Genomic DNA, 13590 nt, shown 5'->3' on the forward strand with positions numbered 1-13590 from the left:
AATGGACGAAAATCACGATGAAAGCCACCCAAGAAAACCTGTCGAAGGAGTATCACGAAAGCGGAGCCTGGTCCGATGTGCCGCTTGACGAACTCTTCAGCCGGACAGCTGCCGAATACCCTGGCCGCCTGGCGCTTGTGGACGCGCCCGACCGCGCGACATGGACCGGCGGAACGCCGAGAAAGCTGACCTATGGCGAGGCCGACCGTGAAATTGACCGGCTGGCGGCCTTCTACAAGACCGTCGGACTGGCAGCCGACCACGTCATCGGTCTTCAGGCGCCCAACACGGTCGACACGGTTATCGCCGTTCTGGCCGCGTTGCGCGCTGACCTGATCCTGTCGCCGCTTCCATTGCACTGGCGCCAGAAAAACGTTCTCGAAGCCCTGAACTCGATTGGGGCCAAGGGGTTTGTGGCGGCAGACAGGGTCGAAACCCGTGATGTCGGCGTCGCCGCACGGGATGTTGCCGCCGATCTGTTTTCGCTGCGTTTCGTGTTCGGGCTCGGCAAGGATGTCCCCGACGGATTGATCGAACTCGGGCCGATGCTTGCCGAAATGGGCAACGAGTTGAAGTTCACGCCTCGTGAGCGCCCCGACGCGGCGGATCATGTGGCCACGATCTGCTGGAGCCGCAGCGGAGAGGAAAACGTGCCGGTCTCCCGGAGCCACAATCACTGGACATCCGCGGCGCAGATGGTCGTGAACGAAGCGCATTTCAAGGAAGGCGGCAGTCTTGTCCTGCCCTACTCCCTGAGCGGCCTCACCGGCCTCGGTGGCGGGCTGGTTCCCTGGCTGGCGACGGGTGGCACCCTTCATCTGCACCACCCAACTTCCCTCGCCAACCTCGCCGCGCATGCCAACGAGGTCGAGGCGGATGTGGTCATGACACCGGGTCCGCTGGCGCAGACCCTCGACCGGAAGCTGACCAACACCAAGACCACGTTGCTGGCTGCCTGGAACATCGCGGCGCCTCATCCGACCACCTTCGTGGCCCGGCGGCGCCTGGTCGATCTTCATATTGCCGATGAATTCGCGCTGATTGCGAAGGCACGCGGTCCCTCCGCCAAGATGAAGGCGACAGCGCTGGGAAAGCATAGCGGGCCGAACGGGTGCGAAAGCGGGCCAGCCCTTCTCGAAATCGCGGTGACCGATGAGGTCGAAACGCAAACGCCGACGCTCCTGGTGAAAGGACCCATGGTTCCCGACATCGGCTGGCGCACGCTCAACGGTGAGCAGCGCCGGGTGCGTTGGGAAGGCACGGGATACCTTAATACCAACATCAAGGTCGAGCTCACCGAAGGCGGTATTTCAGGTTTCGGGATTCCGGGACAATACGCCCTTGGAACAGGCAACCTCGAGACGGTTGATGTGGTCTATGCAAGTTATCCCGGCATTCGTGAGGCGGCGGCATTCATTGTCGAGGACCCGGTGCTTGGTGCGCGGATGTATGCGGCTCTGGTTCCCGAGCCAGGCCATGTACCGGATGCTGGTGCCTTCTTTGCCTATCTGGATGCCGAAGGCGTAGACCTTGCCAAGATCCCCCATCGTGTGCTGATTTTACAGACATTGCCACGGAACTCGGATGGAACCATCTGCCGGGAACGGCTGACCATGCGGACGCAGCGCCTGCCTGCAGCCGTGGCATAGATGGGGACAGGGAATGGATGTAGAAACCTCGCTCTCGTGGCGCGGTCCTTACTGGTATGCCGGGCGTCGACCCCGGCGAAGTGACAGTGGGGATGCGCCAGAGGATCTGGACGTATCGCTTGTTAATATGTTTGAACGGCGCAGCCGGCTTCCCACCGCCCTGCCCGCGGCAGTTGTTGTCGACATAACCTGTCTGGAAGACAGTCAGCGTGATGCCTTTTTTGACTGGTTGCTTCCACAAGTCCGCGGGCTCGTCTGCGAAGTGCCGTTCTACGTTCTGACCGGCAGCGACGACCTGTTGCCCGACAATCTGCAGGCAACGGCAATCATCGACCGGATCGTCCCCGACGAAGTGCTGCTGATGTTGATCTGCATCCATCAGCGCGCGCTGCTGCGCTCGGAGGAAGCTCAGCTTCGCCGGCGCATCTTCGGCCGCATTCCCGGTTTCGGAACAGCACCTCACCATTCCGGGTCAAGCAGTCTCCTGGTCGTGGGATTGAGTGGCCGGTTCCTGGAATGGCAGGACGCCAGCGAGCAGAAAGTCGAAGTGGTTGGCGCTTTCGACGGTAACATGGCCGTCGAATTCATGTCGAAACGGGCGTTTGACGCGGTCGTGATCGACGCTCCCTTTGATGACGCCGTCTTTTACATGCAACAGATCAGGAGAGACTCCCGCTTCGCCGGCCTGCCGGTTCTTGCCGTGTGCGAGCGAGAGGAGGACCTGGTGCTCTTGTTCCGTAACGGGGCATCGGACGTGCTGGTCGGAGAAAACCGAAAGGAAACCCTGGTTCTGCGGCTTTATGCGGCGATCCGGTTCGGCAAGCGGCGCCGGCTCGCCGATCGTGTGTTGGCCGAAAGCCATGTCTGGCTGCGTCAGCAAGTGACTGTCGGCGGTCTTGGCGTCGTGGAATACACAAACTATCTGGAAGCCTGCAGCAATGCGCTGGCGGAACGCGGGCTTGACCTCTGGGAGATGCGGCTGCAGCCGGAGAATTTCGGTATAGAGGTCAGTTCCTCGGACGAACTGGAGGAAATCAACGCGACCTTGCTTTCGATCGCCGACGCAACCAGCCGGGACGAGGACCTGGTGTGCCTTGTAAAGGAACTCGGTCCTGTTGCGGTGCTCAAGAACGAGGAAGGGACCGCCCGTTTGCAGAAGCGGATAAATTCGATCCTGTCCCACACCGTTCTTTGAGACTGGAAGGTTGCAGGCTTGCGGGCGGCTTGCCTTAACGTTGCCATGAAAACGGGCTTGGAAATTGTGTCAGAGCCTTTAGCCTTGGAACATCAGTCCGGAAATCAGGAAATCGCATGACCGAAGCAGCCCCAATTACCGTTGATGTCGTTTCGGACGTGATGTGTCCGTGGTGTTATATCGGAAAGAGGCGATTGGAAGCGGCCTTGCGCAAGGTGCCGCAGCTGAATGTTCTGGTGCGTTGGCACCCGTTTCAGCTGGACGCCACGCTTCCGGCGGCCGGCAAGGACAGACAGCAGTACCTGAGCGACAAATTCGGCGGTCTGGAAAGGGCTGGCGCCGTTTACAGCCAAATCCGCGCGGCAGGCAAGGAAGAAGGCATCGACTTCGCTTTTGAAGACATCAAGTTGTCACCCAACACGCTTGATTGTCACAGGTTGATCCTGTGGTCCCGCGACGACGATTTGCAGGACGAGGTCGTCGAACGCCTGTTCAAGGCCTATTTTCTCGACGGTGAAGATCTCACGAAATCGTCGACGTTGGTGCGCATCTCCAAGGAGGCCGGCATGCAATATGACCTGGTCGAGCAGCTTCTGGAAACAGAAACGGATCTCGACAAGGTTGTCGCTCAGATCCGCAATGCGCAGGAGTCCGGGATAACCGGAGTTCCCTGCTTTATCATCGACGGACGTTTTGTCCTGGCCGGTGCAGAGAAGGCCGAAACTCTTGCGGCCGCTCTTCTCCATGCGGAGGAAACCCGTTCCAATCCTCAGGCCGCGGCCCTGCAATAGCCGCCCGACACCAGCGCAAAAAAAGCCCCGCGGAAGTTGCGGGGCTTTTTCAGTTTTGGGCCGGCCAATGCCGGCAATGGGTGTGTCAGCCCTTGAGGATGGAGCGGCCGGCATAGATGGCCTGCGGACCGAGTTCTTCCTCGATACGGATAAGCTGGTTGTATTTGGCAAGCCGGTCGGACCGTGCCAGCGAACCGGTCTTGATCTGTCCGCAATTCGTCGCGACCGCAAGGTCGGCAATGGTGCTGTCTTCGGTTTCGCCGGAACGGTGAGACATGACCGCGCTGTAGGCCGCCTTGTGGGCGGTCTCGACCGCGTCAAGGGTTTCAGACAGGGTGCCGATCTGGTTGACCTTGATCAGGATCGAGTTGGCAACGCCCATGCCGATGCCCTTGCGCAGGCGCTCGGAGTTGGTCACGAACAGATCGTCACCGACCAGCTGGCACTTGTTGCCGATGAGATCCGTGGTGGCCTTCCAGCCCTCCCAGTCGTCCTCGGCCAGACCATCCTCGATGGAGATGATCGGATATTTGGCAACCAGGTCAGCAAGGTATTGTGCCATTTCCTCAGGTGCCAGCGTCTTGCCTTCACCTTCCAGAACATACTTTCCGTCCTTGAAGAACTCCGTCGACGCCGCATCCAGCGCCAGGTAGACATCTTCACCCGGCTTGTAGCCGGCGGTCTCGATGGCCTTCATGACAAAGCCGATGGCCGCGTCGGTGGATTCCAGGTTCGGTGCGAAGCCGCCCTCGTCGCCGACATTGGTGTTGTGACCAGCCGCGTTCAGGGCCTTTTTAAGCGTGTGGAAGATTTCAGACCCCATGCGTACAGCGTCGCCGAGGCTGTCGGCGCCGACCGGCATGATCATGAATTCCTGAAAATCGATCGGGTTGTCCGCATGAGCGCCGCCGTTGATGATGTTCATCATCGGCACCGGCAGGGTGCGGGCGGAGGTGCCGCCGACATAACGGTAAAGCGGCAGGCCGGACGCCTGGGCCGCCGCGCGCGCCACCGCCAGGGAAACACCCAGGATGGCGTTGGCGCCCAGGCGGGACTTGTTTGCGGTGCCGTCGAGATCGATCATGGCCTGGTCGATCTGCAGCTGGTCTTCCGCATCAAGACCACCGACGGTCTCGAAGATCTCGCCATTCACGGCATCAACCGCATTCTGGACACCCTTGCCCATGTAGCGGTCGCCACCGTCACGCAGTTCCACGGCCTCATGCGCGCCGGTGGAGGCGCCAGACGGAACTGCGGCACGGCCGAAGGAGCCGTCTTCGAGGAACACGTCGACTTCAACGGTCGGGTTACCACGGCTGTCAAAGATCTGACGGCCGACGATATCAATAATGGCGGTCATGGAAGAAACTCCCTTGTGGCATGGTACTGAACTGAGGTGTGCCGGATTGTGTCCGGTTGCGAGGAATGCCGGAGATCCGGCTCGATTGCGGGAGCAACAGCTCCTTATGAGAAAGCCGCGCGAAACGCGCGGCTGACTGGGTTTATTCGGTTGCCGTGTCGGTCTTGACGACGTTGTCGAGCGCTTGCAATTGAGACAGCAAGGCCTTGAGGTCCTTCAACGGAACCATGTTCGGACCGTCAGAGGAAATTGTATTGTCCGGATCAGGATGGGTTTCGACGAAAAGCCCGCCTACCCCGACCGCCACGGCTGCACGCGCCAGGACCGCCACCATGCGCCGGTCTCCACCCGAGGAGCCACCAAGGCCTCCCGGTTGCTGCACGGAATGGGTCGCATCGAAAACCACCGGTGCGCCGGTTTCGGCCATGATCGGCAAGGCCCGGAAGTCGCTCACGAGAGTATTGTAGCCGAAGCTGGCGCCCCGTTCCGTCAACAGGACGTTCGGGTTGCCGGTTTCCACGATCTTCATCAGGACGTTTTTCATGTCCCAGGGTGCCAGGAACTGTCCTTTCTTGACGTTCACGACCCGCCCGGTTTTCGCGGCCGCGACGAGCAGGTCCGTCTGACGGCATAGGAACGCCGGTATCTGCAGGACGTCCACGACCTCCGCGACGGGATCACACTGAGCTTCGGAATGGATATCCGTCAAAACCGGCATCCCGTAGGTTTCTTTTATCTCTGCGAAAATCGGCAGTGCGTCCTTCAAGCCGACCCCGCGAGAAGCTCCCAGGGAAGTCCGGTTCGCCTTGTCGAAAGACGCCTTGAATACGACCGGAATTCCCAGCGATCCGGTAATCTCCCTGATGGCAGCCGCACACTCCAGGGCGTGATCCCGGCTTTCCAGCTGACAGGGGCCTGCAATGAGGCTGAAGGCCGCATCGTTGCTGAAGGTCACGTTACCGACGGATACTTCTCGATTTGCCTCGGTCATTTTCCACCAAATGTCAGAGGGAAGCCTGTCTTTCAGACGGCGTCCGATAAGTGGGTTCGCACCCAGCAAGAATTTGCGTGTTCCATAGCGTTCTTTTGAGCCGCCCGCAACACTGGCCTGACGCAGTGCAAAAAGTTATTTAAATCGATTTAGCGCGCGAGCCACTGAGAACGCCACAGCTTCAACACATTGGTGTCCTTATTGATTTTTCCTGTTCGCCGGGTTTCCGGGCCCGATTGCGTTCCGCCAAACCCGCCGGGCCGAGACAGAGCGGCCGTGTTTAACCGATGGCTCACGAACTGCGCTTATTAAAGCGTGAGATTTGCGCCGGTCTTGTTTAAGAGTGGGCGAAATAATATTGAAACGCTGCAAACAGCACTGGAAGGCCTGAAATGAACAAGCCCATTCGCAAAGCGGTTTTGCCGGTCGCCGGACTTGGCACGCGATTCCTGCCTGCTACGAAGGCTGTGCCGAAGGAAATGCTGACCATCGTCGATCGGCCAATTATCCAGTATGTCGTCGATGAGGCGCGGGCGGCCGGGATCGAACACATCGTTTTCGTTACGGGCCGGAACAAGCAGGTCATCGAAGACCATTTCGACATGGCCTACGAACTGGAAGACACGCTGAGGGCGCGCAACAAGACTGCGGCGCTCGAGCTTCTGGAGCAGCATCGCCCGCAGCCCGGGGCAACCAGTTTCACGCGCCAGCAGGCGCCGCTTGGTCTCGGACATGCGATCTGGTGCGCCCGGGACATCATCGGCGACGAGCCGTTCGCGATCCTGCTGCCGGACGTGATCATCAAGTCGAAAGTCAGCTGTCTCAAGCAGATGGTGGACATCTACGAGCATGCCGGGGGCAACATCATCGCCGTCGAGGAAGTGCCGGAAGACCAGACGCACAATTACGGGATTGTCGAGCTCTCCAACGAAATCGGCAAGAACGCCCACAAAATCACGAACATGGTCGAGAAACCGCCGCAGGGCACGGCGCCGTCCAACCTTCAGATTACCGGGCGCTACATTCTCCAGCCGGAAATATTTGATCTTCTGTCCAAACAGGCAACGGGTGCGGGCGGTGAAATCCAGTTGACCGACAGCATGTTGGCCCTGATGAAGAACCAGCCTTTCGCCTCCCTGAAATTCGAAGGCCGCAGCTACGATTGCGGCAACAAGGTCGGGTTCCTGAGCGCGAATATCGCGTTCGGAATGGACGATCCCAAACTCGCTCACGACCTTGTTCCCTTCATGCAGGAAATGATCGATCATCCCGAGGCTGCGGAATAAGTCGCCAACCGCCCTGAGCGGACTTGAAAATCCTTTGGAGAACAGACTAGGAAGGGCCGGGTCTCCTCGCGGGGACCCGGCCCTTTCCCTTGGCCCATATCCGGAATGTCCATGCCCAGCAGCTCCCTGAAGTCCCTCAAGATTGCCGTCATCGGTCTCGGCTATGTCGGTTTACCGGTGGCCACGGCTTTTGCAGCCTGCGGCTTCGACGTGGTCGGTTTTGACATCAACCGCAGACGTCTCGATGAATTGCGCCAGGGCCGGGACAGCACCGCCTCGGTATCCAGCGCGGAACTCGAACAGCCCACGCTGGCATTTTCGGATCGCGAACAGGACCTCGGCGACCGGGACATCCTGATCGTCGCGGTGCCGACCCCGGTGGATGAGGTCAAACGGCCGGACCTGACGCCGTTCCGCAAGGCCGCGGAAACTGTCGGTCGGAACATGAAACCCGGCGCGATCGCCGTGTTCGAATCCACGGTGTTCCCTGGGGCCACGGAAGAGGTCGCGGTACCCATCCTGGAGCGGGAATCCGGCTTGCGGCTCGGTGAAGGGTTCGAGGTCGGGTATTCACCGGAGCGGATCAACCCTGGCGACTCGGCACGCGGGTTCGCCGAAATCACCAAGATCGTCTCGGGGTCCTCGGCAAAAGCCGCCGAAGTGCTGGAAACCGTCTACGGCACCGTGGTGACCGCGGGCATTCACCGCGCGCCGTCCATCAAGGTGGCAGAAGCTGCCAAGGTGATCGAGAACACCCAGCGGGATCTCAACATTGCCCTGATGAACGAACTCGCCATGCTGTTTCACCTGATGGGGATCGATACGCGTGATGTGCTAAAGGGCGCAGCGACCAAATGGAACTTTCTGCCCTTTCAGCCCGGGCTGGTCGGAGGTCACTGCATCGGTGTCGATCCCTATTACCTGACGCACAAGGCGCATGAGATCGGAATGACACCCCAGGTCATTCTGGCCGGACGGGGAACCAACGAGGCTATGCCAGGTTTTGTCGCCGGCAAGATAATTCAGGAGTGTGTCCGTCTCAGACTGCCGAGCCCGCCGAAAATCGCGGTGCTTGGCATCACCTACAAGGCCAACGTGCCCGACACGCGCAATTCCAAGGTCGTCGACCTGATCCGCGAACTGGAGAAATTCGGAGCAACGGTCCTTGTCCATGACCCGTTGGCCGATCCGGATGAGGTGGCGGAAGAATATGGAATCACTCTGACCCCGGCAGATCAATTCGGAGAGGCGGATGTCGCTGTGCTTGCCGTTCCGCATTCGAAATTTTGCCAAGGAGAAACCGGCTGGCAAACACTCACAGCCGTTCTGAAGGACAAAAAAGGCCTCGTGGCAGATATTCCGGCCGCCTTGGACAGGGAATCGATTCCTGAGGGTGTCCGTCTCTGGCGCCTTTGATTTCGCGACACAAATTCGAATGCGTGTGCGCCGGTTTCGCGGCAGGGTTGATCGCCGGGCCTGTCCGCACGTTCATCTGTCGGCAATCGGGCCTGTGCTGACGTAGGGGATTTCGCGGAAATTAGAGATCTGTGAAAGATTTCGAGCCGTATACTGGTCGGGTTCAGAAAAGGAGACACCGACCATGGCTCATGCTCGTTTCTGGAAGTTGGCTGCGGCGGCCGCGACAAGCGTGCTGCTTGCGACCAGTGCCGCAACGGCGGAAGACAGCCTCGACGCCTCGGCATTTCAGAAGATCATCAAGAACCAGATGAGCGCCTTTGCCTCTGGCAATGCCAAGGCTGCGTTTTCGTTCGCAACCAATTCCCTGCAACAACGGTTCCAGAACCCCGAATTGTTCATGGAGATGGTCCGGCAAGGCTACCAGCCGGTTTACCATCCCAAGAGCGTCACGTTCGGTCAGTCGAAGATGACCAAACTCGGTCCGACGCAGGAAGTCTACGTCACGGGACCAAAGGGCAAAAACTGGCTGGCTCTCTACAGTTTCGAGCAGCAGGATGACGGAACCTGGCGCATTTCGGGTTGCTACCTGACCACGTCTCCCGGCTTCTCCGCCTGAACCAGGTGAGGATCAGGTTGGGCGATACCGGCTCTAAAGGGCCGGGATGTCGCCTTTCGCCCAGTTTGCCTTGGTCTCGGCGTAAAAGTCCTCGAAGCGGCCCTGTTCGATGGCATCGCGCATACCCTGCATGAGCGTCTGGTAATAGGCGATATTGTTCCAGGTCAGCAACATGCCCGCCAGTCCCTCGCCTGCCCGCACAAGGTGGTGGAGGTAGGCGCGGCTGTAAACGCTTGTCGCCTGGCAGGCACTTTCTTCGTCGAGTGGCCGCGGATCTTCCTGGTGGCGGGCGTTCTTGAGGTTCACCTTCCCGAACCGCGTATAGGCCAGGCCGTGACGTCCGGCCCGGGTCGGCATGACACAGTCGAACTGGTCTATGCCGCGCTTCACGCTTTCCAACAGGTCATCCGGTGTACCGACCCCCATCAGGTAGCGCGGTTTGTCCACGGGCATCGCGGGAGTGGTGATGTCGAGCATCTGCAGCATGACATCCTGCGGTTCGCCGACCGCCAGACCGCCAACCGAATACCCCTCGAAGGGCATCTTCGCCAGTTCCTCCGCCGAGCGGATGCGCAGGTCCGGCTGGTCGCCCCCCTGAACGATGCCGTAGAGCCCCTGCCCCTTACCGGGTCCGCCCATGTCCTCGAACTGGCGTCGTGAACGGTCTGCCCATCTGAGCGACAATTCCATAGCCCGCTGCACCTCTTCCCTGGGGCTGGGCAACTTGATGCATTCGTCGAGCTGCATCTGGATGTCCGAGCCGAGCAGCCCCTGGATTTCAACGGATCGTTCCGGGGTCAGGTGATATTTCTGCCCGTCGATGTGGCTCTGGAACCGGACACCGTCTTCGTCCAATTTGCGCAATTGCGCCAGCGACATGACCTGAAATCCGCCGCTGTCCGTCAGGATCGTATGCGGCCAGTTCATGAACTTGTGCAGGCCGCCAAGTCTCGCCACCCGTTCCGCGGTTGGCCGCAGCATCAGGTGATAGGTGTTGCCGAGCACGACGTCGGCCCCTGTCTCGCGTACCTGCTCAGGGTACATGGCCTTGACGGTCGCCTGTGTGCCGACGGGCATGAAGGCCGGCGTGCGAACGGTTCCGTGGGGCGTGGTGATTTCTCCGCACCGGGCCGCGCCGTCGGTCTTGATCAGTTTGAAGTCGAATGTGTTGGTGGTGTCGCTCATCTAACGTCCTCAGACAGCCTCGTTGCCGGGAAACAGCAGGGAGGCGTCGCCGTAGCTGTAAAAACGATACTCCCGGTCGATCGCGTGGGCGTAGGCCGCGCGCATGGTCTCCAGGCCGGAAAATGCCGAGACCAGCATGAACAGGGTTGACCGTGGCAAGTGGAAATTGGTCATCAGGGCATCGATTGCCCTGAACTTGTAGCCGGGGGTGATGAAAATTGAGGTTTCGCCCTTGAAGGGGGAGATTGCCCCTGTTTTGCGGGCCGAACTTTCCAGGATCCTCAACGACGTCGTGCCGACGCTGACGACCTTGTTGCCGCGCGCCTTGACCGCCAGAAGTGCCTCGGCGGTCGCCTTCGACACTTCGCCCCACTCGGCATGCATCTTGTGATCGTCCGTGTCGTCCGCCTTCACCGGCAGGAAGGTGCCTGCGCCCACATGCAGGGTGACACGATGCTGTTCTATGCCTCGCTCCCGAAGCGCCTGCAGAAGATCCGGCGTGAAGTGAAGTCCCGCGGTCGGGGCCGCGACCGCGCCGTCCTTCTCTGCGAAGATCGTCTGGTAGTCCTGCCGGTCCTGGTCGTCCTCGCCCCGTTTCTGGGCGATATAGGGCGGCAGCGGAATATGCCCGACGGCCGCGATTGCCGCATCGAGTTCCGGCCCGGAACGGTCGAACACCAGCAGGACCTCCCCGCCGTCGGCCTTGCCGGCGACTTCCGCGGTCAATCGGGTGCCGAAGCCCTCGAACAGGACATCGTCCCCCACCTGAAGCTTCTTCGCGGGTCGCACAAAGGCCTTCCATCGGTCCGGCCCCGCCCTAAGGTGCAGGGTTGCGCCGATACCGGCGGAAATCTCGCCCCGCAGGCGGGTTCCCTCCAGCTGGGCAGGTATCACGCGCGTGTCGTTGAAGACCAGCGCATCGCCAGGTTCCAGCAGTCCGGGCAGATCCCTGACGCCCCGGTCGCTCAATTCCTGATCCGCGCCTGGATGCACGACAAGCATGCGGGCCGCATCGCGCGGACGCGCCGGACGCAGGGCAATGCGATCATTGGGAAGAACAAAATCGAACTGGTCGACGCGCATGGCGGCCTTGATGCTGTTTCAGTCGGGAAAGACAACGCCCTGGCATTTGCCCCGGCGCCGGGTGTTCCGCTCTTAGCCTCATGCCCCCTGGCGGTCAACCGGCGGAATGCGGGACACAGCCGCTGCCAGTTCGGTTCTTTTTGTCATGTCGGAACATGGCTTGTCAGGAATGCCACTATCGACGGGTGCGCGGGAGCGACTATGTTAAGCATGAACAGATCAGGCGTTTTCATGCGTTTTACAGTTCTTTTGTTCAGTCTGTTGGGCGTTCAAGGGGCCTTGGCGACGACGCCTGCCACTCTTGATGTCATAGCAGTCGAGTATCCGCCCTATACCAGTTCGGAGCGCGCGGACGACGGTCTCGTGTTTCGGGAACTCCGTAACTACCTGATCGCACGCAATCTCCCGATCACCATCAGGGCGCGGTTTCTGCCGCCCGCGCGTGCCCAGAACGCGGTCGATACCGTCGACTGGTGCATGGCCCTCTACCCGCCTTCGGAAAACACTCCACATGTGTTCAGAAGGATAGGTAACAGCAAGGTTACACTGGGTCTTGCGAGGATTAGGAGAACGGAGGCCTTTTCCTGGGAAAATGCCGACTATTTCAAAGACAAAAGGATTGCCTTGTTGCGAACTGTTTCCATGCCACAGGCCTGGAAACCCTTTGAAGAGGCAGGCGCTGAATTCGTTTTCGTGGAAGCAATGGATCAGGCCCTGAATATGGTGTTACAGGGTTTCGCCGACTACGCCGTCGTTGACAGCGGAGGTCTTGAAGCGTTTGACAGGACCCGCTCCGATGGGCCCGAACTGGAACTTTCAAGGCAGGCGGTCCAGGAGTTTCCCGTCGGTGTTTATCTCAGCGCACGCTGCAGCGACATACTCGGACCTCCGGAGAGGGACGAAAAAGGCGCGGCCGAAAAGACCGCGCCCTTGCAGAACTAGGTAAAACCCGATCAGGCCGCGTCGGCCGCCACTTTCAAGGACACGATATTGTCCGGGTTGGCGACCGGCTCGCCGCGCTTGATCTTGTCGACATTGTCCATGCCTTCGATCACCTGGCCCCAGACCGTGTACTGGCCGTCGAGCCAGGGCGCGTCGGTGAAGCAGATGAAGAACTGGCTGTCGCCGGAATTCGGATCCATGGCACGGGCCATGGAACAGGTGCCGCGAACATGCTTCTCGTTGCTGAACTCGGCTTTCAGTTTCTGGCCGGAGCCTCCAGTACCGGTGCCCTGAGGACAGCCGGTTTGCGCCATGAAGCCGTCGATCACGCGGTGGAACACGATGCCGTCGTAAAACCCTTCGCGCACGAGTTCCTTGATACGGGCAACATGGGTCGGTGCCAGATCCGGTTTCATCTCGATCACGATCGGTCCCTGGCTGGTTTCCATCAGCAAGGTGTTTTCGGCGTCTTTGATATCGGCCATCGGGTAAGCTCCTTGGGTCTGTTTGAATGGGGGCACGTGTCCCGTGCGTTATTGTGCGTCCGCAGCGACCTGCATCTTGACGATCTTGTCCGGGTTTGCCGGCGGTTCGCCGCGGGTGATGTTGTCGACGAATTCCATGCCGTCGACGACTTCACCGAAGACGGTGTACTGGCCGTTCAGGAAGTCTCCGTCGTCGAACATGATGAAAAACTGGGAATTGGCACTGTCGGGGTTGGCAGCGCGCGCCATTCCGAGGGTGCCACGCTTGAAGGGGGCACTTGAGAATTCCGCTTTCAGGTCGGGTTCCGGGGAACCGCCCCGACCGGTGCCCGTCGGGTCGCCGGTCTGGGCCATGAAGCCCTCGATCACGCGATGAAAGACGATGCCGTCATAAAATCCGTCCCGCGCAAGTTTCTTGATGCGCGCGACGTGGTTCGGTGCGAGATCCGGACGGAGCTGGATGACAACACGGCCGTCCTTCAGGTCCAGAAAGAGCGTGTTCTCCGGATCGCCTTGTGCGTTGGCAACTGCGGGAAGAACAAACAGCGAGGCCAGAACAGTGAGGATTGCAAAAAATCGTGACACTGG

General features: G+C 60.0%; 13 protein-coding genes. 7 read left to right on the plus strand and 6 right to left on the minus strand.

Going from position 1 to position 13590, the window contains the following annotated elements:
• Positions 1-17: 17 nt before the first annotated feature.
• The 3 genes from O6760_RS23715 (at position 18) to O6760_RS23725 (ending at position 3635) form a co-directional block, all read left to right on the plus strand.
• The gene (locus O6760_RS23715) at positions 18-1649 is read left to right on the plus strand and encodes an AMP-binding protein (protein WP_269582124.1); all 1632 of its coding nucleotides are present in this window, start codon (positions 18-20) and stop codon (positions 1647-1649) included.
• 127 nt (positions 1650-1776) lie between these two features.
• The gene (locus O6760_RS23720; protein WP_269582125.1) at positions 1777-2844 is read left to right on the plus strand and encodes a hypothetical protein; all 1068 of its coding nucleotides are present in this window, start codon (positions 1777-1779) and stop codon (positions 2842-2844) included.
• A 116-nt stretch (positions 2845-2960) separates the two neighbouring features.
• Entirely contained in the window at positions 2961-3635 is a 675-nt protein-coding gene (locus tag O6760_RS23725; RefSeq protein WP_269582126.1) for a DsbA family oxidoreductase, read from the plus strand.
• Between the two features lie 85 nt (positions 3636-3720).
• Here O6760_RS23725 and eno read toward each other — a convergent pair whose 3' ends face one another.
• Positions 3721-4995, minus strand: coding sequence for a phosphopyruvate hydratase (gene eno, locus O6760_RS23730; protein WP_269582127.1), 1275 nt, complete (start codon positions 4993-4995; stop codon positions 3721-3723).
• Positions 4996-5137: 142 nt separating this feature from the next.
• Positions 5138-5986, minus strand: a complete 849-nt coding sequence (gene kdsA / locus O6760_RS23735; RefSeq protein WP_269582128.1) for a 3-deoxy-8-phosphooctulonate synthase — start codon at positions 5984-5986, stop codon at positions 5138-5140.
• Positions 5987-6378: 392 nt separating this feature from the next.
• Between kdsA and galU the strand changes: the two genes are divergently transcribed.
• From galU to O6760_RS23750, 3 genes are all read left to right on the plus strand, one after another.
• Positions 6379-7272: a UTP--glucose-1-phosphate uridylyltransferase GalU gene (gene galU, locus O6760_RS23740; protein ID WP_269582129.1), complete on the plus strand. Its 894-nt coding sequence runs from the start codon at positions 6379-6381 to the stop codon at positions 7270-7272.
• Positions 7273-7383: 111 nt separating this feature from the next.
• Positions 7384-8688, plus strand: coding sequence for a nucleotide sugar dehydrogenase (locus O6760_RS23745; protein ID WP_269582130.1), 1305 nt, complete (start codon positions 7384-7386; stop codon positions 8686-8688).
• A 184-nt stretch (positions 8689-8872) separates the two neighbouring features.
• Complete coding sequence (locus O6760_RS23750; protein WP_269582131.1) at positions 8873-9307, plus strand: DUF4864 domain-containing protein; 435 nt, start codon at positions 8873-8875, stop codon at positions 9305-9307.
• A gap of 33 nt (positions 9308-9340) precedes the next feature.
• Here O6760_RS23750 and tgt read toward each other — a convergent pair whose 3' ends face one another.
• Entirely contained in the window at positions 9341-10492 is a 1152-nt protein-coding gene (gene tgt, locus O6760_RS23755; protein WP_269582132.1) for a tRNA guanosine(34) transglycosylase Tgt, read from the minus strand.
• A gap of 9 nt (positions 10493-10501) precedes the next feature.
• The gene (queA, locus tag O6760_RS23760; RefSeq protein ID WP_269582133.1) at positions 10502-11575 is read right to left on the minus strand and encodes a tRNA preQ1(34) S-adenosylmethionine ribosyltransferase-isomerase QueA; all 1074 of its coding nucleotides are present in this window, start codon (positions 11573-11575) and stop codon (positions 10502-10504) included.
• A gap of 231 nt (positions 11576-11806) precedes the next feature.
• Between queA and O6760_RS23765 the strand changes: the two genes are divergently transcribed.
• On the plus strand, positions 11807-12517 hold the full coding sequence (locus tag O6760_RS23765; protein WP_269582134.1) for a hypothetical protein: 711 nt from the start codon (positions 11807-11809) through the stop codon (positions 12515-12517).
• Between the two features lie 11 nt (positions 12518-12528).
• Here O6760_RS23765 and O6760_RS23770 read toward each other — a convergent pair whose 3' ends face one another.
• Entirely contained in the window at positions 12529-13002 is a 474-nt protein-coding gene (locus tag O6760_RS23770) for a peptidylprolyl isomerase (protein WP_269582135.1), read from the minus strand.
• Between the two features lie 48 nt (positions 13003-13050).
• Positions 13051-13587, minus strand: a complete 537-nt coding sequence (locus O6760_RS23775; protein WP_269582136.1) for a peptidylprolyl isomerase — start codon at positions 13585-13587, stop codon at positions 13051-13053.
• Between the last annotated feature and the right edge of the window lie 3 nt (positions 13588-13590).

It is taken from the genome of Roseibium sp. Sym1 (genome assembly GCF_027359675.1).
In the GTDB taxonomy this organism is placed as follows: domain Bacteria; phylum Pseudomonadota; class Alphaproteobacteria; order Rhizobiales; family Stappiaceae; genus Roseibium.